Origin of the sequence: Maricaulis alexandrii (genome assembly GCF_005871165.1) — a bacterium.
Taxonomy (GTDB): domain Bacteria; phylum Pseudomonadota; class Alphaproteobacteria; order Caulobacterales; family Maricaulaceae; genus Maricaulis; species Maricaulis alexandrii.
Window position 1 is genome coordinate 398,439 of sequence record NZ_SWKP01000007.1, and the last position, 20,966, is coordinate 419,404.

Annotated in this window: 16 protein-coding genes; 6 read left to right on the forward strand and 10 right to left on the reverse strand. The window is 63.7% G+C overall.

Translation table 11 applies throughout. The annotated features are described in order from the left end of the window. Positions 1 to 114 precede the first annotated feature (114 nt). The 5 genes from FCS99_RS10960 to FCS99_RS10980 all read right to left on the reverse strand — a co-directional run bounded on the left by FCS99_RS10960 (position 115) and on the right by FCS99_RS10980 (position 10,497). Entirely contained in the window at positions 115 to 4,935 is a 4,821-nt protein-coding gene (locus FCS99_RS10960) for a cadherin domain-containing protein (RefSeq protein WP_138512445.1), read from the reverse strand. A gap of 127 nt (positions 4,936 to 5,062) precedes the next feature. Next, positions 5,063 to 6,367 (reverse strand): TolC family protein, encoded by a 1,305-nt coding sequence (locus tag FCS99_RS10965; RefSeq protein ID WP_138512447.1) that lies wholly within the window; start codon positions 6,365 to 6,367, stop codon positions 5,063 to 5,065. A gap of 3 nt (positions 6,368 to 6,370) precedes the next feature. Then, positions 6,371 to 7,693, reverse strand: a complete 1,323-nt coding sequence (locus FCS99_RS10970) for an HlyD family type I secretion periplasmic adaptor subunit (RefSeq protein ID WP_138512449.1) — start codon at positions 7,691 to 7,693, stop codon at positions 6,371 to 6,373. Continuing rightward, entirely contained in the window at positions 7,690 to 9,384 is a 1,695-nt protein-coding gene (locus FCS99_RS10975; protein WP_138512451.1) for a type I secretion system permease/ATPase, read from the reverse strand. Before FCS99_RS10975 ends, FCS99_RS10970 begins: the two co-directional genes overlap by 4 nt. 144 nt (positions 9,385 to 9,528) lie before the next feature. After that, a complete protein-coding gene (locus tag FCS99_RS10980) occupies positions 9,529 to 10,497 on the reverse strand; it encodes a KpsF/GutQ family sugar-phosphate isomerase (RefSeq protein ID WP_138512453.1) in 969 nt (322 codons plus the stop codon). Between the two features lie 422 nt (positions 10,498 to 10,919). Here FCS99_RS10980 and gpmA point away from each other — a divergent pair, with 422 nt between their 5' ends. From gpmA to FCS99_RS10995, 3 genes are read left to right on the forward strand one after another with little or no spacing between them, the layout of a single operon-like run. Next, entirely contained in the window at positions 10,920 to 11,645 is a 726-nt protein-coding gene (gpmA, locus tag FCS99_RS10985) for a 2,3-diphosphoglycerate-dependent phosphoglycerate mutase (protein WP_138512455.1), read from the forward strand. A 3-nt stretch (positions 11,646 to 11,648) separates the two neighbouring features. After that, positions 11,649 to 12,302, forward strand: a complete 654-nt coding sequence (gene ribD, locus FCS99_RS10990) for a bifunctional diaminohydroxyphosphoribosylaminopyrimidine deaminase/5-amino-6-(5-phosphoribosylamino)uracil reductase RibD (protein ID WP_138512457.1) — start codon at positions 11,649 to 11,651, stop codon at positions 12,300 to 12,302. A 50-nt stretch (positions 12,303 to 12,352) separates the two neighbouring features. Then, positions 12,353 to 13,654 (forward strand): pentapeptide repeat-containing protein, encoded by a 1,302-nt coding sequence (locus tag FCS99_RS10995; protein WP_138512459.1) that lies wholly within the window; start codon positions 12,353 to 12,355, stop codon positions 13,652 to 13,654. Between the two features lie 89 nt (positions 13,655 to 13,743). On the opposite strand, the gene FCS99_RS11000 is transcribed toward FCS99_RS10995, so the two are convergent. Then, the gene (locus tag FCS99_RS11000; protein WP_138512461.1) at positions 13,744 to 14,220 is read right to left on the reverse strand and encodes an Hsp20 family protein; all 477 of its coding nucleotides are present in this window, start codon (positions 14,218 to 14,220) and stop codon (positions 13,744 to 13,746) included. Positions 14,221 to 14,438: 218 nt separating this feature from the next. Between FCS99_RS11000 and FCS99_RS11005 the strand changes: the two genes are divergently transcribed. Both FCS99_RS11005 and FCS99_RS11010 read left to right on the forward strand, forming a co-directional pair. Continuing rightward, positions 14,439 to 15,350 (forward strand): class I SAM-dependent methyltransferase, encoded by a 912-nt coding sequence (locus FCS99_RS11005; RefSeq protein ID WP_138512463.1) that lies wholly within the window; start codon positions 14,439 to 14,441, stop codon positions 15,348 to 15,350. Continuing rightward, complete coding sequence (locus FCS99_RS11010; RefSeq protein WP_138512465.1) at positions 15,347 to 16,006, forward strand: hypothetical protein; 660 nt, start codon at positions 15,347 to 15,349, stop codon at positions 16,004 to 16,006. Before FCS99_RS11005 ends, FCS99_RS11010 begins: the two co-directional genes overlap by 4 nt. Here FCS99_RS11010 and hisN read toward each other — a convergent pair. From hisN to FCS99_RS11025, 3 genes are all read right to left on the reverse strand, one after another. Continuing rightward, a complete protein-coding gene (hisN, locus tag FCS99_RS11015; RefSeq protein WP_138512467.1) occupies positions 16,003 to 16,800 on the reverse strand; it encodes a histidinol-phosphatase in 798 nt (265 codons plus the stop codon). The two genes, FCS99_RS11010 and hisN, sit on opposite strands and share 4 nt — an antisense overlap. A 78-nt stretch (positions 16,801 to 16,878) precedes the next feature. After that, on the reverse strand, positions 16,879 to 17,265 hold the full coding sequence (locus FCS99_RS11020; RefSeq protein WP_138512469.1) for a helix-turn-helix domain-containing protein: 387 nt from the start codon (positions 17,263 to 17,265) through the stop codon (positions 16,879 to 16,881). Positions 17,266 to 17,372: 107 nt separating this feature from the next. Next, a complete protein-coding gene (locus FCS99_RS11025; protein WP_138512471.1) occupies positions 17,373 to 18,215 on the reverse strand; it encodes an N-formylglutamate amidohydrolase in 843 nt (280 codons plus the stop codon). A 181-nt stretch (positions 18,216 to 18,396) separates the two neighbouring features. Between FCS99_RS11025 and cpdR the strand changes: the two genes are divergently transcribed. Further along, complete coding sequence (gene cpdR / locus FCS99_RS11030) at positions 18,397 to 18,762, forward strand: cell cycle two-component system response regulator CpdR (protein WP_138512473.1); 366 nt, start codon at positions 18,397 to 18,399, stop codon at positions 18,760 to 18,762. Positions 18,763 to 18,842: 80 nt separating this feature from the next. Here cpdR and FCS99_RS11035 read toward each other — a convergent pair whose 3' ends face one another. Next, the gene (locus tag FCS99_RS11035; protein WP_138512475.1) at positions 18,843 to 20,873 is read right to left on the reverse strand and encodes an alpha/beta hydrolase family protein; all 2,031 of its coding nucleotides are present in this window, start codon (positions 20,871 to 20,873) and stop codon (positions 18,843 to 18,845) included. Positions 20,874 to 20,966: the final 93 nt, after the last annotated feature.

The window sequence follows — 20,966 nt, forward strand, 5'->3', positions numbered from 1 at the left end:
ATCACCCTCTACGCGAAGGTTAGATCGGAAGACCGGATATTCCTAGCCAGGCAAGGCCAAACCGGCCCAAGCGGCCGGGACCGTGACCCAACGGCCACGGTCCCGGCCCTTGGATCAGGCCCAGGTGCCGTCCGTGTCGGGCAGCACCGCGACCATGCTGCCATCATCGAGCGTGTCACCCTCGTTCCAGATGACCGTCGGCAATGTCGGGCCCTCGACCGTGCGCAGAACAGCACCGACATCATCGGAGAGGGGCTCGAACCCGGACGTGTCGCCATGGACCTCTGCCAGGCTGACCGCATCAATGACATCCTGGTCCAGCCCCGGCAGGACATCGTCCTCGGCTTCATGCTTTGCGAGCATCAGGGTCAGGTCGGTGTGACCGTCATTGCCCAGGGACTCCATGACCGGACGCGCCGTCTTGCCGCCGGAGGCAGACGCCACCGCGTGGTCGATGACATCCTGGGTCAGCGACGTCATGACCGGGAAGTCGGTTCCGGCCGCGGGAAGCTTGGACAGATCAATGGGCTCAGCACCCGACGTATCCGGCCCCGCTGCCCCGAAGAATTCCGGGAAGGTGTCGTCCGCATCATAGACGATGTTCTCGATACCGATCAGTTCCACGGTCCCGTCCGGAGATCCGGCCCGGTTGTCGGTCACGGTGAGGCTGCCACCATTGTCAATCACCGTGTAATCGGTCGACGCGCCCGAGAAATAGGCCGTGTCGGTGCCGGCACCCCCATTGAACGTGTCGTTGCCGCCGGAGGCAAAGAAGCTGTCATTGCCGCCATTGCCGGTGAGCACATTGTCCGCGGCATTGCCGATCAGATTGTCATCACCGCTGCCACCGATCGCATTCTCGATCACGGTGCCGGTGGCGATACCGATATTGCCGCGGATACCGAGAACCGACGAATAGGCTTCCTCGCGCAGATCGATCGTCTGATCGGAGCTGGAGCCGGAATAGTCGAACGTGTCGGTACCGCCCGCGTCATAGACCGCGAATGAGGTCGCGAATCCAAAGCCGTTGGTAGCGTCGAAGATCGTGTTTCCGGCGTTCGAATTGAAGCCGTAGGTCGTGTCACCGGACCGGGTCGTGGGATCGAGTCCGTACATGTCGCGGGCGGCGATGATATCGGCGACCTGGAGGCCGACCACATAAGCCGTCGACGCGTCGATTTCCGTGTTCTCGCCCTGCGAGAAGTAAGACATCACCGTCGCCTGCCAGCTGTCATTCAGATAGATGTTGTCGACACCGTAATCGGCAGACCCGTCATAGGGACCGGCATGGCCAAGGCCGAGTGCGTGGCCGATTTCGTGGATGTAGGTCTGGAAGGAATAGCTGTCGAGCGACGTGCCATAGGTATCCAGCCAGTTCGTGCCGACATTGACGCTGGCTGCCGTGAAGAAGCCGCCGATGACACCATCCGGACCGGCAAAAGCACCGTCTTCCTCGTCATCAAAGGTGATGTCGGCCGTGGTCGTGACTTCCTGGAAGATCAGGCCGGTCACATCTGACCAGATTTCCAGGGCAGCCCGCGCGAGCGTCTGCCCGTCCGCGGTCAGACCCGTGATATTGACCGTCAGCGTGTCGCCCGTGGAAGCGTTGAACTGGCCGCCACCAAAACCGGACGCCAGATAATCGCCGATTTCCTGGTAGGAGAAATTCCGCAACGGATCGGTGTGAGAAACCGTCAGCGTGTACTCACCCGTCCGCTCATCAACCGAGCCGCCGTCCCAGCTGTCGACCTCGATGTAGTAGGTGCCGGTCTCGGTCGCCGTGAAGGTCAGGCGGGAGTCCCGGTTCACGCCGAGGCTGATGTCATCATTCTCGCCGATCAGGCTTCCGGAATCGTCGAACAGCCGGATCAGGGGGTCACCGAGCGTGTCGGAACCGGTCCCGGCCAGGTCGAACTGATAACGCTGACCGGCGACGAGTTCCACGCGGACCCAGTCCTCATCCCCCGATGTTTCCAGATTGCCGACATAGGAGCCGCCGGAGACCATGTGGACTTCGGTGGTGTCATTGTCCGGTACATCACCGGCTTCATCCGTGATGTCAGAGACGGTGATCGCGACATCCTGGCTGTTGGAATTCGTGCCATCCGACGCCGTGACCGTGATGTCGTAGATATTGTTGCCACCACTGTCCGCAGGGCTCTCAAAGTCCGGTGCGGTCAGGAAGCTCACTTCACCCGTTTCACTGTCGACCGCAAACAGGGCCGCATCCGTGCCGGAGATGGAATAGGTGATGGTATCGCCTTCAGCATCCACGGCCCGGATGACATAGGCTGAGGTCTGGCTTTCGGACACATTGCCCGCTGCGGCTGACTGGAAGGTCGGCGCGCCGGTTTCGACCTGGTCCGTGACTGTCAGGGCAACCGTCAGATCTGTCGTCTGGCTGCCATCGCTGGCCCGGATGACCAGATCATAGACATTGTCGCTATCCGCATCGTCCGGGCTTTCGAAATCCGGAGCCGACACGAAGCTGACTTCGCCTGTCGCGGCATCAATGCTGAAGTCTGCCGCATCGGCGCCGCCCACGATGGAGTAGGTCACACTGTCGCCGTCCCCGTCGGTCGCCACAGCCGTATAAGCCACGCCCGTGGTGTTCTCCGCGACGTTCGCCGCCGTTGCCGACGAGAAGGCCGGCGCAAACTCGTTCACATTGGTGACCGTGATGGAGACAAACGCCGGGACCGGATTGGTTCCGTCCGTGAGCTGGACCTGCACGACGTAGACATTGTCGCCGTCATCATCCGTCGGGTTCTCGAAGTCCGGCGGCGTGATGAAGCTGAGTTCACCGGTATTGGCATCGATGGTGAAGAGGTCGGTGTCGCGGGTGGACAACAGGGACCAAGTGAGAGCGTTTCCTTCGGCATCCGTCGCCGTGAGATTGGCCGCGGTCGTGCTGTTTTCGGCAACGCTGAAAGCAGTTCCTGACGTCCAGACCGGTGCATCATTGCGGTCCGTGACCGTGATGAGCAGGGTCTGCTGGTCAGTCAGCTCGCCGTCACTGCCTTCAATGATGACTTCATAGACATTGTCGCTATTCGCATCGGTCGGGTTTTCGAAGTCTGGCGCGGTTCGGAAGACGAGCCTTCCGGAGCTGTTCTCATAAGGGAAGAACAGGTCCGCATCCGCACCACCGATGATCGTGTAGGTGATGGTCTGGCCGTCACCATCGGTTTCGGGCGGATCGAAGGCCGTGACGTTGGTGAAATCTTCCGCAATGGAAATCGACAGGGTGTCGGGCCCCATTTCCGGCGCAAATTCATTCAGGTCGGTCACCGTGACCGTCACGTCCTGGCTGACCGCATTGGTGCCATCGCTGGCGGTGACCGAAATGTCGTAGACATTGTCACCATTGGCGTCCGCCGGCGCATCATAGTCCGGGGCCGTGACAAAGCTGACTTCACCCGTATTCACGTCGATGGTGAACTGGCCGGCATCATCACCGGACAAGCTGTAGGAAAGCGGGTCGTTTTCCGGGTCGGTGGCCGTCGCCGTGTAGATGACACCGGTTGTGCCCTCTTCCAGCGAGACAGATGTCCCGGACGTCAGGGACGGAGACTCATTCACATCGCCGACATTGATCGTCACGGTGAGGTCGGTCGTGAGCTCGCCATCGCTGGCGCGGAATGTCACCTCATAGGTATTGTCGCCATTGCCATCGACCGGAGCCTCGAAGTTCGGCGGGTCCCGGAATTCGAGGCGGTTGGTGGACGCATTGAACACAAAGTCGGCCGCGTCGCCCGTGGCCAGGAGCTCATAAGTGACGGTACTCCCCGTATCCGCATCCGTCGCGGCCGGGCGGTAGACGAGACCCGTATAGTTCTCGCTGACCCCGACATTGGTTGCAGACGTGAAGACCGGCGCGGACTCATTCGCGTCCGTCACCGTGATGGTCACATCCTGTGAAGACGAATTCGTTCCATCCGATGCGGTGACCGTGATCTGATAGTCATTGTCGCCATCTGCATCACCCGGATTCTCAAAATCCGGAGCCGACACAAAGCTCACTTCACCGGTATTCGCATCGATCGAGAACTGGCCGGCATCGTCGCCCGACAGAGTGTACGTGACCGTGTCACCCTCAGGATCCGTGGCAGCAGCCGTGTACACCACGCCTGCGGTATTCTCTTCCGTGGAAGCCGTCGCGCCCGACGTGATTTCCGGCGCTTCATCCTCGTCCTCAACCGTGATGGTCACGGTCTGGTCCGCAGAAGCCGAACCATCCGATACACGGATGGTGACTTCATAGGCATTGTCACTGTCCGCATCGCCCGGGTTCTCGAAATCCGGCGAGTCGTTGAACGTCACGGCACCCGTCGAACTGTCGATGGAGAACAGGCTCTGATCCGCCCCACCGACGATGGAATAGGTCAGGCTGTCATTGTCGGCATCACTGGCCGTGGCCGTGTAGACCGTTCCGGTCACATTCTCGGTCACCGTCGCGCTGGTCTCGGACGTAAAGCTCGGCGGGTTGTTCGGCGCGGGCGGGGGCGGTGTCGTTCCGCCGCCACCACCACCGCCGCCGCCAGCGGCCGCGCCCAGAAGACCGGCACCACCGACGACACCCAGAATGGCGCCGGCACCGCCGCCACCACCGCCTGCTGCGGCCGCTGCACCAAAGTCGGCGCCGGCAATCGCGCTGTCGGCGAGATAGACATAGCCATCGACAATCGCCACTTCACTGGCTTCGAAGGTCAGGACGCGGCCATCTTCAAGCGTGATCCGGGCACCACCATCGGCGAGGCGCTCGACGCTGGATACATTCGGCTGGTCCGTCGCGGCACTGTAGCCATCGGGGACTCCGCCGCCCTGCGCCTGGGCCTGACCACTCATCAGCGCCACACCGCCCAGCGCCATGGCGCCGCCCATCAGGGCTGTTTTGGTCGCATTGCGGCGATCCGTCTTGTTCTCGATGGTCATGGCAATCCCCTTCTGCGAACCCGCAACGTCCATCATTGCGGGGGGAAGCAGGCCTGCGACAGCCTGCGTATGGAACAATCGGCGACCGTCTCCTGAGTCACCGTCTTGAAAGCGTGCCGGCGGGCGTTCAATCGCCCGTCGCGGCCGTTGGCGTACGCCCGGTCAGGCGCAGCAATTCCAGTTTTTGTCTCAGCCAGTCAAAGCGCGCGGAAATCACGTCGATCTGCGCCTGCTCATGCGCCAGTCGGGCGTCCACGAGGTCCGGCAAGGTCCCCAGACCATACTCGAACTCACCCTCGATCGCCTCGAAATATTCGGCCTGGCTCGCGGCCACCGCTTCGCGCCGGATCAGCTGGGCTTCCAGGGAAATAGAGCGGCGGAAGGCGATTTCCGCTTCTTCGCGCATATTCCTCTGCAAGGTCCGCAGGGCGCTACGCTCGGCCTCCAGCTGGGCCGCCGCCTGGTCGCGCTCGGCGGCCAGCGCCTGGCCTGTATAGAGCGGGACGGAAACGTCCACGCCCAGCCGGTCGCGGCCTTCCCAGTCCTCGCGCTGGTCATCATAGACGTAGGACGCGATACCGACGGCCTCGATCACGGGAAGCCGGTTGCGCCGGGCGCGGTCCAACCGCGCTTCCAGGCTGCGCACCGCGCTCAACCGCGCGCCGATCATCGGATTCTCGGACAAGGCCGCACGGACCAGAGTGTCCAGCGTCTCCAGTCCCGACATCTGCCCCGAAAGGTCCGCAGCAGCCTGCGCATCATCGCACAACTCGCCCACGACCACGCCGGCATATTCCCGGATTCGGGTCGCCGATTGTTCGGCCAGGAATTGAAGTTCCAGCGCATCGGCTTCGGCATTGGCCAGCTGTGCCTCGATCTGGGCCCGGTCAGCGCGCGTCGCTCCACCTCGCGCCAGAAGGTCCGCGACAGCATCGCGCTGACGGCCAAAATAGTCCCGGCGTTCCGACACCACATCCATCACGGCCAGGGTTTCCAGCCGGGTAAGATAGGCATCAGCCAGCATTTGAGCGGATTCGGCCTGCTGCGCCTCGATCTCGTAATTGCGTTGATCGACCTGATTGCGGGCGGCCGTCTCGGCCAGGCGGGCATCGCCGAAATCATAGATACGTTGCGAGACCTGCACGCCGATCTGGTTCTCGATCTGGCTGGACGTCAGACCGGTATCGCCCACGCTGGACCGGCCGAAGGTCGAGACCTGGGGCCGACGCAGGGAACGGGCCGCCCGGGCTTCCGCCTCAGCTTGGGCGAGACGCGCCTGCGCCCCGGCCACTTCCGGGGCCCGTGCCGCGGCGAGCCCCATGGCGTCGGTCAGGGCCAAACAGGATGAAGCCGGCTGCGCGACGGCGGCGGTCGTCAGGCCCGCCAACCCGAACACGGCCAGCAGGACCGGTCGAAACGGAAATCGTGGCATCGCCTACCCCGTCCTCGCGCCGCGGAAGAGCGATTCACTGATCGGCTCGAAAAAATAGTCCAGCGTTGTTCGGCTGGATCCGGAGAAAATGAAAACCTCGACCGGCATGCCCGGAATCACATCGAGATCTCCCAGGCGCTCGGCTTGCTCGACCGGAATGAGGACACGGACTTCGTAGTAATTGGCGCCGGTTACAGGGTCGGTCTTGAGGTCGGCGGAGACCGAGACCACCTCGCCGTCCAGCCGGGGCGTCATCCAGCTCTTGTAGGCCGTCAGCCGCGTCCGAACGGCCTGGCCTTCATAGACCGAGGCGCGATCCGCCGGCTGGATGCGGACAGACGCGGTCATCTGGCCGGCATCGGGCACGATCTCCAGGATAGCCTCGCCCGGCCGGACCACACCGCCTCGTGTCGCGAAATTGAGGTTGAGGACCTCACCGGCTTGCGGCGCATGAATGACCGCACGATTGAGAACATCCTGCGCCGTACCCAGCCGCTCCTCAGCCTGGCCGAGACGGGTCCGCACATCCAGCTGATCCGCGGACAATTGGCGCAGGAAAGCCGCACGGGTCTGATCGATCTGGCCATCCAGGTCCTGTTCCAGTGTCGCCGCATCCTGGGCTTCCGTGCGCAAACGGCCAATATCAGCCTCGAGCGACGCCACTTCACGTTCCAGGGACCGCAATTCATCGAGACGGGCCATCTGGCGCTCATAGCGGTCATTGAGCAGGGACAGCTGATCGCGTGCCGCATCGAGGGCACGGCGGGTGACCGTGATCTGCTGCGCCCGCAGGGTCTGCGATGAGCGCGCGCCGTCACGCCGGGCGGTCAGTACGGCAATATCCGCTTCGAAGGCCTGGCGTTGCTGTTCGAACAGGTCGCGCTGGCGGGTGATGATCTCGTCGCGCTCCTCGGTCGTCAGGTCGAACACGCCCAGGACAGTGAAATCCGGAGCTTCCGCATTGCTGCGCAGGGCATCCAGGCGCTGGATCGAAGCCGTCAGGGCGGCAATTTCGAGCAAAACCTCATTGCGGGCGGCCTGGGACGCCGTTTCCTGCAGGGTGAGCAGAGGCTGGCCGGCCTCGACATGATCGCCGTCGCGGACCAGCAGCTCCTCGATGATCCCGCCCTCAAGGTGCTGGACCACCTGCCGGTCATTCTCCACCACGATCTGACCCGTAGCGGGCACACCTTCCGCCAGCGGAGCCAGTCCGGCCCAGGCCAGAAACCCGCCCAGCCCGATGAAACAGATCAGGGCGGTATTGCGGACGGTCTTGTCGCGCAGAGGATTGATCGTGGGGCCATCAGAGGCTGTCGCGGCGGTCATGCAGCCGGACCTTTCGCGGCTGTCGTCGCAACGCCCGGCCCGGTTGCCAGCTTGATGAACTGGTCGGAGGGTGCGGCCATCACTTCACCATTGCGAACGAGCAGAACCGTGCTTGCCTTCTCGATCACGCGTCGATCATGCGTCGCCGTCAGGATGATGCAACCGGCCTCGGCGGCCTGCACCAGTGCGGACACCAGGCGGGGCGCCGCCGCCGAGTCCAGATTGGCGGTCGGCTCATCCAGAAGCAGAAGGACGGGATTGCCATAGAGGGCGCGCGCCAGACCGATAAGCTGGCGCTGGCCAGCCGACAGATGCACGCCGCCCGGACCAACCCGGGTGTCATACCCGTCGGGCAGCGACAGGATCACATCATGGGCCCCTGCCTGCTTGGCCGCAGCGACGATGTCATCAGAGCTGGCCGCATCCAGACGGGCGATATTCTCGGCAATGGTGGCGGGCAGGAGTTCGACATCCTGCGGCACATAGCCGACATAACGCCCGCGGTCGGTGGCGGCCCATTCATGCAGATTGCGGCCACCCAGCGAGACCTGGCCAGAGCCCGGCATCCAGGCGCCTGACAGGGTTTGGAGCAAAGTGGTCTTGCCGGCACCATTGCCGCCGGCGATGGCAATGATCTGCCCGGACTTCACGGACCAGGAAAAGGGTCGGATCAGGGGGTGTTCGGCGCCGGGAACGGCGACCGACAAACGGTCCAGTCCCAATTCGGCAGCCGGTCGCGGCATGGGCGTATAGGCCGGTTCGGTTTCGACATCGCCCAGCCCGTTGCGCAATTGCACCCAGGACGACCAAGCCTGGACCGAATTGCGCCAACCGCCGACGATCTGGTCGATCGGCCCCAGCGTCCGGGCCAGGATGATGGAGGAGGCGACAATGGCGCCGGGCGAAATCTCCTGCGCCAGGGCCAGGGCTGCACCACCCCCGAGCACACAGATCTGCAGGATCTGGCGGGCGGAGCGGGAAATGGCGGTGAACTTGCCGTCGGAACGCGCCGCGTCCATGGCCAGGTCCTGACCGATTTTCTCTTGCGCCTGCCAGCGCCGGAACGCCGCCGGAATCAGTCCCATGGCGACCATGGCCGAGCGCTGACGCTCTAGCCCGCCCGCGAAATCGCCGGCCTGACGGAGGGCCGCCTGGGAGACTTTGGCCGGTTCCCGCGTCGTCAGTTCCGCCGCCACGGCGACCCCGAAAACGAGCAGACCACCGGCCAGGCCGAGGAAGCCCAGCATGGGGTGAACCAGGAAGAGAACCACCAGGAAAATCGGCGTGAAAGGCAGATCCACGAAGGGCAGGACGGCGCCATTCTGGAGCGTGTTGCGGATGCGCGAGATCGCTGTCATGTCGCGGCTGAGCGAGGATTGCCCCAGCGTGTCCTGTTCAAAACGCGTGAAGACGCGGCGCGCGAGCAGGTTTTCCAGGGCGTCGCCGGCCAGGGTGCAGACCCGGCGGCGGCCGGCTTCGGCGGCGCCATAGACGGCGAGCAGGAAAACGGCCAGGACGGTGAGCCAGACGAGGGTATCGCGCGAGCCGGAAGACAGAACGCGATCATACACTTGCAGCATGTAGAGCGGGGCGACCAGCAAGAGCAGGTTCGACGCCAGCGTGAAGCCGGCCAAGACCACGACAAAGGGTCTCAGCTGTCGTTTGACCTGGAGGCTCAAGGGTGTCTGCATACTTACTCCAGGTTGCCAGGGCGATGTCACGGCAACCCATACCGGGGTCTGAACACGATCCGCCCGTGGTTCAAATCACAGACGGTACAGAACCATAACCGGATGAGAATAGGTGCGCCAGACTCGTTTCCGGGTACAACCTGACTAACTCAGCCCGACCCGCAACAGATCATGCAGGTGCAGGATGCCGGCCGGACGACCGGACTCATCCACGATGAAAAGCTGGCTTATTTTAATGTCACCGGCCGTCATCTGGCGCAGGGCGTCGGCGGCCAGCATGCCGGCCCGGCCGGTGCGCGGATCGCGGGTCATGATTTCGCGGGCCGGACGATTGACCAGGTCGGCCCCCATATGCCGGCGAAGGTCGCCATCGGTAATAATTCCCGCGAGCAGCCCCCCGTCATCAAGCAGGCCGATACAGCCGAAACTCTTGGAGCTCATCTCGATCAGGACTTCGCTCATCGCGGCATCCTGGCTGATGACCGGAACGGCATCGCCGGCGTGCATGATGTCGCCGACCGAAGCGAGGGCCGCGCCCAGGGCACCACCCGGGTGGAAGGTCTTGAAGTCGGAGGCGGTGAAACCACGGGATTCCAGGAGCGCCACAGCCACGGCATCGCCCAGCGCCATCATCAGCGTGGTCGACGTCGTCGGCGCCCGGGTTTCGCCACAGGCTTCCGGGGCATCCGGAACGGCGAGGAGATAATCGCCGGCCCGCGCCAGCGTACTGTCGGCCTTGGCGGTCATGGCGATCAGCGGAACCCCGAAGCGGCGGCAGTAGGCGATCAAATCGCCCAATTCCTTGGTTTCACCGGACTTGGACAGGGCCAGGACGGCATCGCCCTCCCCGATCATGCCCAGATCACCATGGCTGGCCTCGGTCGGGTGGACGTAATAGGAGGGCGTGCCCGTGGAGGCGAGTGTCGCCGCGATCTTGCGCGCCACATGTCCCGACTTGCCGACCCCGGCGCAGATCACCCGTCCGGTCAGCTCGCGCAGACGGTTCACCGTTTCGCTGAATGCGTCGCCGATGGAGTCATGCAAGGCATCCAGCCCGTCACGTTCCGTGGCGATGACATGGCGCGCGGAGCGGGCAGGGTCGAAATCGGGCATGGACATGTCCTTGGAATGGCTGGCCGTCGGGCGATCGAGACGCTCCCATACCAGAACCGCGCACGTCCGGGGAAGAGACGTGCGCGGCCAGAGCGGCTTTTCTGCGTGGTCCAAAAGGGGGACGGAGAGGACCAGGCATTCAAGTGCGCCGCAAATGCGGGGACGGGTCCTTTCCGGGTGAGGGCAGGCCCGTCCGTTTTGGGTCACGCACTGAGTGGGTCCAGTCTGGGACGCAAACCACTCGGTACGCTGACCCGAAACCTCCAACGGATGCATAATACCACAAGCCGCAACCGCTGGATACGTCAATCTTTGGCTTTCCGGATGGAATCTCGGGACTTGCAGGCCCGTTCGCCTGTCCTGCTTGCCCCGCGCGACCAGCCGGGCTATCGCTCGCGCAGCTTTCCAAGGGGAGAATCGCCATGCCGCAACTCGCACTCATCCGACACGGCCAGAGTGAGTGGAATCTGCAAAACCGGTTTACCGGCTGGGTGGATGTCGACCTGACGGATGAAGGCGTGGCGCAAGCGGAACGGGCAGGCACTTTGCTGGCGCAAGCCGGGTTCAAGCCGGTGCGGGCCTATGCCTCGGTGCTCAAGCGCGCGATCAAGACCCTGCACTACGCGCTGGAAGGCCTGGACCGGCTGTGGATCCCCGAGGAGAAATCCTGGCGCCTCAATGAACGGCACTATGGCGGACTGGCCGGCCTCAACAAGGATGAGACCCGCGAGAAGCATGGCGATGAACAGGTCCATATCTGGCGCCGCTCCTTCGACACGCCGCCGCCGGAACTGGCCGAGGATCACGAATATCACCCGGTCAATGATCCCCGCTATACGGACGTCGCCCGCGAATTGCTGCCCGGTGCGGAATCCCTGAAACTGACCCTGGACCGGGTCGAGCCTTACTGGACGAGCGATATCCTGCCGCATCTGAAAGCCGGCGAGGACCTGATCGTGGCGGCGCACGGCAACAGTCTGCGCGCCCTGGTGAAGCTGCTCTTCAAGGTATCGGACGCGGACATCATGGGCATCGAGGTTCCGACCGGAAATCCATTGCTGATCGATCTGGCTGATGACGGGCTGACCATCCGTTCGGCGCGCTATCTGGACGAAAGCCGCGCCAAGCCTCTGCCGCCCCTGCCCTGACCCATGCCGGCGGTCGATGATCTGCGCGCCATGAGCCTGGCTCTGGCGCTGGCCCGGAGCCAGCAGGGACGGACCGCGCCCAATCCTTCCGTCGGATGCGTCCTGGTCAAGGACGGTCATATCATCGCCACGGGTGCCACACAGGATGGCGGACGCCCTCATGCCGAGCGCGTGGCCCTGGAAGCAGCCGGCGAGGCTGCGCGCGGCAGCACCGCCTATGTCACGCTGGAGCCCTGTGCCCATCACGGGCAGACACCGCCCTGTGCCGACGCCCTGGTCGAAGCCGGGGTCAGCCGGGTGGTTGTCGCCTGCCAGGATGATTATGCCGAGGTGGCGGGCAAGGGACTGGCCATCCTGGAAGACGCCGGCATGGCCGTGGAACTCGGCCTTCTGGGCGACACCGCCCTCGCCCTCTATGCCGGGTTTTTCCATCGGCTGAAAACCGGCCGGCCGCTGGTCTATGCCGACCGCCGCCGCCACGGCTATGACGCGGAGCTGGATGTCGATGACGGCGCCATGATCGAACGGCGTCTGTTCGAGCTGGGCCAGGCCGGCAAGAACCGGGTTCGGGTGGAACCGGACACGCCCCTAGCCGAAACTCTGCTGCAGGCGGGGCTCGCCCGAATACCGCATGACAGCGGGCACACGCAGTATTAACTCTCTGAGTATAGCGTGGTTCTCTGATTTCTACCGACAGGAACCCGCCCATGAACGGTCGCAAGATCGAGTTCAAGATCCTCACCCAGGCCGAGCTGGATCTGGTGTGTGAGCGTCATGAACGCCTGTGGTCTGCCCAGTCCGGCGGCGCCCGGGCCAGCCTGTCCTATTGCATCCTGGAAAATCTGGACCTGTCCAATCGCGACCTGTCCGACGCCGATTTCTCCGGTGCCGTTCTGCGCGGCGCCAATCTGTCCGGTTGCACGCTGAACAGTTCAGTCTTTTTCGCGGCGGATCTGCGCCGCGCCAATCTGGAAGGTGCCTGCCTGCGCCGGGCCGATCTGCGTGGCGCCATCATGCGCGGCGCCAACCTGACCGGCGCCGATCTGACCGAGGCGGACATGCGCGAAGGCGCGATCGCCCAGGTCGACAAGGAAAAGGGCCTGTCGATCCTCTCGCACAAGACGCAGGAGAATGACGCAGGCACGGCGAACTTCACGGGCGCCAACCTGTCGCGCTCGAAAATGGCCGGCATCACGGCGCAAAAGGCCGACTTCACGGATGCCATGCTTCTGGGCACGCGGATGATCCGCGCCAATCTGCGCGGCTCCAGCTTCCAGGGTGCCAATCTGGAAGGCGCCGACCTGTCCGGCGCAGACCTGTCCGATACCGATTTCTCCCAGACCGTCCTGGTCGGCACCAAGATGATGATGGCCAAGAAGGACCGGATGAATACGGAGGGTGCCCTCACCGACAAAGCGGTCGGCATTGATGCGAAGGACCTGGAAAGCCCGGTGGCGGACCAGATCGCCGAGCATGTGAAATGGTGCGACACGAACGGTGCGGAGGGCAAACCCTCCCTGTTCGACGGGACCGATCTTCGCGGCCTGAACTCATTGGCCGGCAAGACGCTGACTGCCTTCCACGCCCGCGGTGCAACGCTGTACGGGCTCGACCTTGAAGGCGCACAATTGCAGGGCGCCCGTCTGGAAAAGGCTGATCTGCGCATGGTGTCCCTCCGCGGTGCCGATCTGCGCGGGGCCGACCTGACCGGGGCCAATCTGTCCAATGCCGATCTGCGCGATTGCCAGCTGGGACCGCTCCTTCTGGAAGGTGACCGGGTCTTCCCGGCCTCGCTGGCCGGTGTCCGGGCCCGGTATACCGATTTGCGCGGCGCGGATTTGCGCCAGTTGAAGGCCGCCGGCGCGGACTTCTCCTATGCCCGGCTGGACGGGGCGGATGCCCGGCGCGCGGTGTTCGAAGGCTCCTGTTTCACCGGCGCCAGCGTCGATGGCGAGTTCCGCGAGAATGCCGGCTCACTCGACGGCGCGGTGGATCTCGACGCGGCCTGAGCACGGACAGTCTCCAGACAGAAAAAAAGGCGGCGAACCGAAAGGTCCGCCGCCAGTTTTTTGAAGGGATACGTGAGAAGTGCGCCGGATCAGGCAGCTTTGGTCTTGCCGCCTTCGATCAGCTTGGCCTTGGTCTTGCCCGGACCGGACTGGATCGTGATCCGCTTCGGCTTAGCAGCCTCGGGGATCTCACGCACGAGACGGATCGCCAGAAGACCATTCTTCAGGCCCGCTTCCGTCACTTCGACATGATCCGCGAGATGGAAGCGGCGCTCGAAAGCGCGCTCTGCGATCCCGCGATGGACGAAACGGCGGTCGTCCTGACCGTCCTTTTCACCGATACGGCCGGAGACGGTGAGCACGTTCTCCTGGACTTCCACGGTGAGGTCTTCCTCACCGAAGCCGGCGACAGCGAGTTCGATCAGATACTCGTCTTCGTCGACGTGCTGGATGTTGTAAGGGGGGTAGCCTTGGGATTCGATCTTGGTGGCGGAATCCATCATGTCCGCAAGGCGGTCAAAGCCCACGATCGAACGGTAGAGCGGGGTAAAATCAACAGTACGCATGGTCAGTCTATCCTCTCTTGAGCGACAAACAGGCCCGAATTCGGGCGGTTTCAGCTTGGCTGTCCCACGAGGGCTACAGCCGGGTTTCCGGGCCCCGTAGCGGCGACCCGTGATCCACATTTGGGTAGCGATTTTGTGTTCCGCAAGTCCCCCGCTTCCGATTGCCTGAATCTTCGCACTTGGCTAGGACTGGGACGAGTTTGAGGGAGACACAATTCATGCGTTCCATTTTTCTGGGCAGTCTGTCCGCCGTTGCGCTTCTCGGCCTGTCGGCCTGCGGCAATCCCGCCGAAGAGCCGGCTGAAGAAGGCGTGACCGAAACCGCCGCGCCGGCCGAGACCGAGGCACCGGAGCCGGTCGTCGACTATTCCGACCTGAACACGGTTCTGGCCGGCGACTGGCGCGGCGAAGCGGCCGAACGGGATGCTTGGCGTCACCCGGCCGAAACGCTTGAATTCTTTGGCGTGGATCCGTCTTCCACCATTGTCGAGATCTGGCCTGGTGGCGGTTGGTATGCCGATGTGCTGGCGCCGTGGATCGCCGCCAATGACGGCACCTATGTCGCCGCCCACTTCCCGGCGGATTCCAGCAGTGATTACCGCCGCCGTTCGCGCGCCAATTTCGAGGCCCGGGTGTCCGATGTGCCGGCCTATGGCGAACCGGAGATTGTCGACTTCAATTCCGAAGTGGGCCTGGTCGTGGAAGCCGGTTCGGTGGACGCGGTCCTGACCTTCCGCAACATCCACAACTGGATGGCGGGCGGTGTGGCCGAACCGGCCTTTGCGGAGTTCTACACCGCGCTGCGTCCGGGCGGCATACTGGGCGTGGTGGAACACCGCATGCCCTCCACCCGGCAACAGGACCCGATGGCCCGCAGCGGTTATGTCCAGCAGGACTATGTCATCGCCATGGCCGAGGAAGCCGGCTTCGAATTCGTCGAGGCGTCCGAAGTGAACGCCAATCCGGCCGACACGGCCGACCATCCCTATGGGGTCTGGACCCTGCCGCCGACGCGCCGCTCGCCGGCCGAGGACGAAGAGGGTTTCGAGGATTTCGACCGCGCGCAGTATGATGCCATCGGTGAGAGCGACCGCATGACCCTGCTGTTCCGGAAGCCCGACGCCGAATGAGAATTCTGTTTGCCTGCCTTCTCCTCCTGACCGGGGCTTCGGCCCTGGCCCAGGAGGCTGAAGGCCGTGTTGCGGGCCCGGTCTCCATGCTGTTCCCGCACCGCACGGCCTATCTGGAGCTCGCGCCGGAGGACCGGTCGCATTTCCGTCTGGACTATGTCGTCCGGTCGTCCGCCGGTGTCCCGGCCGAGGATATCGGTCTGTGGTATCTGCAGGACGACACCCGGACACAGTTGGAGCTTCTGCCCAACGGACAAGTCTCCAATCCGCCCGATGCCGGAATCCTGGCTGCGGATCCCGATGTGTGGACGGATCAACCCGGCCAGACCATGTCCATGTCCCTGATGTTCGCCTATGCCGGCCCGGACTGGCAGACGCCGGAACGGGAGGATCTGGTCACGGGACTGGAACAGGCCAACCGGGCTGTGCGCCGCGCGGCCGGGGTGGCCGCCCTGTTTGCGCCGGAGTTCAAGACGGTGACATTCGTGTTCGACGGTCCGGCACCGCAGGCTTGGGCGATTGATGCTGACGGCACGCGCCAAGCCCTGACCGGTGAGGAGAACCGTGTCGACTTTCGGCCCCGGGACCGGTCCAACCGCTCGATTGTCCGCCTCGAATTCGAGGCAGAACCGCAGCGGGTCCTGTTCAACCGCTAGACCGCTGCGGCGGCCAGATGGGTCAGGGCGGCGTCTAGCAGATCGCGATTGGCGGCCGCCACGACCTGTCCGCCCTGGCTGGCATCGCCGCCGGACCAGTTGGTGACCACACCGCCCGCGCCCTCGACCACCGGGATCAGGGCCTGGACATCATAGATTTGCAGCCCGCTCTCTATGACGAGATCGACGCCGCCGGTCGCCAGCATGGCATAGGCATAGGCATCGAATCCGAAGCGGCACAGGCGCGCGCGCTCACGGACCGCGACGAAGGCCCGGGCTTCCGCGCCTTCAAAGAGATAGGGATCGGTCGAACTGAGAATGGCCGTGTCCAGCGTCACATCGGGCCGCACAGACAGGCGCCGGACACCGTCCGGGCCATGCAATTCCGTGCCGGAGGCTTGGCCGACGAAACGTTCCCGGATATGGGGCTGGTCGATCAGACCGAGACCGGGCCGACCGTCCATTTCCAGAGCGATCAGCACGGTCCAGCTGGGCAGGCCGGAGATGAAGGCGCGCGTGCCATCGATCGGATCCAGCACCCAGCGGCGCCCGGACCGGCCCGTGTGTTCGCCGAATTCCTCACCGAGAATGCCATCCTCCGGCCGGTGTTCGGCCAGGAGCTGGCGCATCGCCCGTTCCGACGCCTTGTCGGCGGCGGTGACCGGATCGAATCCGGTCTCCAGCTTGTTGACGATATCCGGTTCCGCCCGGAAATAGGGACGGATGGCCGCCCGGGCCGCATCGGCGAGGGCGTTGGCAAGCTTGAGGTCGTCTGACAGATCGAAACGGGTCATGACAAGCCGCCTAGCATGGCCCGCAAGGGCTTGCCAGACGGCCTGGCAATAACACCGTCAATCCGTCAGCCCGCCCTTTCAGGCCGCATCATTCGCCGCTTCTTCCGGCTCCAGCGACTTGGCCAGTTCCAGAAGGCGTTTACGGGGACGCTCGCCAAGCCGGTAATAGGCCCGGATCAGGTCCACGGTTTCCTTCTGGGAGAGGATGTCCGCCGCCAGGGCGCCTTCATTGGCCACCTCATCGCGCTGGGACAGGCCTTCATAGAAGTACTGCACCGGCACATCGAGCGACTCAGCCAATTCGAACAGGCGGCTCGCGCTCACCCGGTTGGCGCCGCACTCATATTTCTGGATCTGCTGGAAACGGATCCCGACAGATTCGGCCAGCTGTTGCTGGGTCAGGCCGAGCAGCCGGCGCCGACGGCGCAGGCGCTTGCCCACATGAAGGTCAATATCGTTGGTCATACTACTCGCCGCCTATCTTCGCGTCTCGAAATGCGTCGCGTTGGGACACACGCCTCACAGGAGAGCAAAGCACGTGCCGGGCGAAGGCTGCATCGAGTATTCGCTTATTATGGGCGTGATTGTGACGCGAGCTGCCTGTGCCAGTCGGTTTCGCACAACAGGCTGATAAAGCGGGAGATATTCTCCTTGAAGGAGTCGAATTCAGACAGTTTCACGACCCGACTTTCATCCATGTAGAGGCTGCGGTTGATCTCGATCTGGACAACATGCACCCCTTCCACGGGGCGTCCATAATGCTCCGTGGTATAGCCGCCGGCATAGGGAATGTTCCGAACTGCGACGTATCCCATCAGGGTCAGGATCTGTTCGACCCGGTCGGTCAGGGCGGGATGGCAGGACGAGCCGAACCGGTCCCCGATCACCATATCCACACCGCGCGCACTCTGGGCCGGCATGGAGTGCATGTCGATCAAAAGGGCGTGGCCGAAGCGGTCCCGGGTCTGGTCGATGAGCCCGGCCAGCGCGTCGTGATAGGGCGTGTAGCAGGCATCCAGCCTTTCCCGGGCTTCCGCGTAACGCAGGCGCGAGCGATAGATCGGCCGGCCTTCCACACCGATGCGGGGAATTACGCCCAGGCCCGACGAGGCCCGCCGCGATACCGTATCGGCTTCGCTGGGCAGACGGTCGGCAAACATGCCCGGATCCAGTTCCCACGGCCCGCGATTGGGATCGACATAGACGCGCGGGAACAGGGCCCGCAGCATGGCGCCGCCAAATTCCGGTGTTTGGTCAACCAGTTCGTCGACAAAGGCATCCTCGGACCGGCGCAAGGTGAGGCGGTCGAGACAGGCCTGTTCCGCGAATTCATCGGGATAGGCCTGGCCGGAATGGGGCGAGGCCACGATCAGCGGCACGGCCTGGCCGGACGCCGGCCGGTCGATCCGGATCATGCCAGTGCGCCCGATTGCATTTGCCGAAAGGCTCAAGTCGAGCGATGATGTGTCCGGAGCAGCCATGGACCAAGAGTGGTCAGCTGCACTCCACCGGTCAAGCGCTACAGCGCGTTCAGCAGGTTTTTACCAGACCGCTGTAGGATGCTCTCACTTTGACGAATCGAAGGGTGGGATCCACATGGCAAAGATTCTTCTGGCGGAAGATGATGACTCGATGCGCGACTTCCTCGCCAAGGCCCTGAAACGGGCCGGGCATGAGGTCCAGGTATGCGCGGATGGCGAGGAAGGTCTCGATGCGATCGGCGAACAGCCGGCCCTGTTCGACCTGCTGCTGACGGACATCGTCATGCCGGGCGTGGACGGGATCGAGCTGGCCCGCCGGGCCGCGGAAATCGATCCGGCCCTCAAGATCATGTTCATCACGGGTTTTGCCGCGGTTGCCCTGAACCCGGGTTCCGGCGCGCCGACCAATGCGAAAGTCCTGTCCAAGCCCTTCCACCTGCGCGAGCTGGTCGATGAAGTGGCGCGGGTCATGGCGGCCTGACCGCCCGTTTCGCCTGACGGCCAAGAAAAAGGGCCCGCCGAGTGATCGGCGGGCCCTTTCTCATTGTGATCCCGTGGGGATTACAGACCGCCCGGTCCGCAATCCTCTTCCAGGAAGCGGGCAATCGCCGACAGGCTCTCGCGATGATGGCGCGGATACCAGGGCAGCGAGTGCGGCATGTCTTCGATCACGAGGAGTTCCGCATCCACCCGGTTGCGGATGGCATTGTAGAAATCCGTCGAGTGGAAGAGCGGCACGCGGACATCCCGGTCACCATGATAGATGAGGATCGGAATATTGGCGTGCTCGGTGTTCTCGCTCGGATCCATACCGGTCACGGTCCGGCCCTGAACGACACGCTGCAGACGGTTGGTGCTCCAATTGCCGCCGATACGGCCCAGATTGGACACGCCGGCACCGGCAATGGCGCACTGGAAGGGACCGTTTTCACGGACCGTCGCCGCCATTGCGGCGAAACCGCCATAGGAATAACCGAAGATCGCGATCCGGTCCGGATCGGCATAACCGTTCTCGACCAGCCAGGCGGCTCCGTCATCCTTGTCGTCCTGCATGGCCAGACCCCACTGACCGTCACCGGCCAGCCAGAGCTCACGGCCCCAGTTCGTGGAACCGCGATATTGCGGCTGCAGAACCACATAGCCGCGCGAGGTCAGGAAGGGCACCCAGCCGGATGCATCCCACTGCGTGCTGTCACGCGACCAGGGACCACCGTGCGGCAGCACGATCGCCGGACGCGGGCCATCACTGGGTTCCCAGCCGGCCGGCGTGGACAGGATGCCCGGAATGCGCAGACCGTCACGGGCCTCGTAATAGATCAGCTCGCTGGTCGGCAGATCTTCCTGGTCAAGCCACGGACGGGCATTGCCCAGCAGGGTCAGACGGCTGTCGCGAAGAATGTAGTAGGACGGCGGCATGTCACTGCCGGAGACCTGGAACAACACCGTGCCGAAGCCTTCGGTCCAGTCCATGATCTGGGCCCCGTGCTCCGGGAATTGCTGGTCCAGTACGGCCTGGACCTGCTGCATGGTCGGGTCGACCCAATAGATTTCATTGCCGCGGGCACCGGCATAGCGGAAGCCCAGAACGTCGTTGAAATTGCTTTCATGCTGACCGCGGATCAGGCCGGTCACGTCGAATTGCGGGTGAGCGAGGATCGCCCCGTCCGAATACTGACGCGTGGCCGGGTCATAGGCATAGACCTGGACATGGTCGTTGAACTGGTCGGTCAGCACGAAGTACTGGCCCGTCGCCTCATCGCGGCCGACGACAGACACGGTGTAGCGGTCGGACACGTTGTAGGTCAGCGGATCGTGGACATCGAACTCACCTGTATCCTCATTGAGGATGTAGGTCAGGGCGCGATAATCCAGCTCACCGGACACCGGCTCCAGCTCGCTGCGGACCAGGACATCGCCATTGCGGCGATCGAACAGGCTCACATCGGTGCGGCCACCGGCACGCAGCAGAAGCTCGGCCTGATCGGTCGCCAGATTGTAGCGATAATAGGCAGAGCTGAGGGACGACTCATTGAGACGCTGGATGATGATGTTGTCGGGATCCAGCGGCAGATCGGACACGATATTGGTCGTACCGGAGATTTCGAAGCAGCGCTGGGTGGCCTGAGACACGCCCAGGGCGCGGCCGCTGCCTTCAAAGGCTTCGTCGAAATCGCTGTGCTCGGCGTCGGTCAGATAGACCTTCGTCACGAAGGTCGCGGTCGCACCGGTGACACGGCCTTCACCGCAACCGCCCAGCTGGCCGGTCCATTCCTGGCGGCCGACGACCAGGATCCGGTCGCGCTTCAGGGCGGCCGCACCAATGATCGACATGCGGTTATTGCTCGGCGTCACCACCGGCGGCTGGTTGGGATTGTCCAGATGCCAAGTGGCCAGCGCGGTGCGCTCATTGTCGGACCCGGGCGATGCCACCACGGCCACGACAATGTCGCCTTCCGCGCTCAGCGAGACGCTCTGGATATTGGGGATTTGTGCGAAAGCATCCGGCGAAATCGGGTCCGCCGTGATCTCTGCACCGGCCGGGGCGAGAAAGCCCGCTGCCACGGCCATCGAAAGCAGTGCCTGCTTCAACATGGGTGTCTCCTCCTACGTGCCGACCAGGCGGCACCCCTCCTTGGAAGATTGTAACGCGAATACGCCGCCTGCTCGAGTATCTAGGTCAGATTC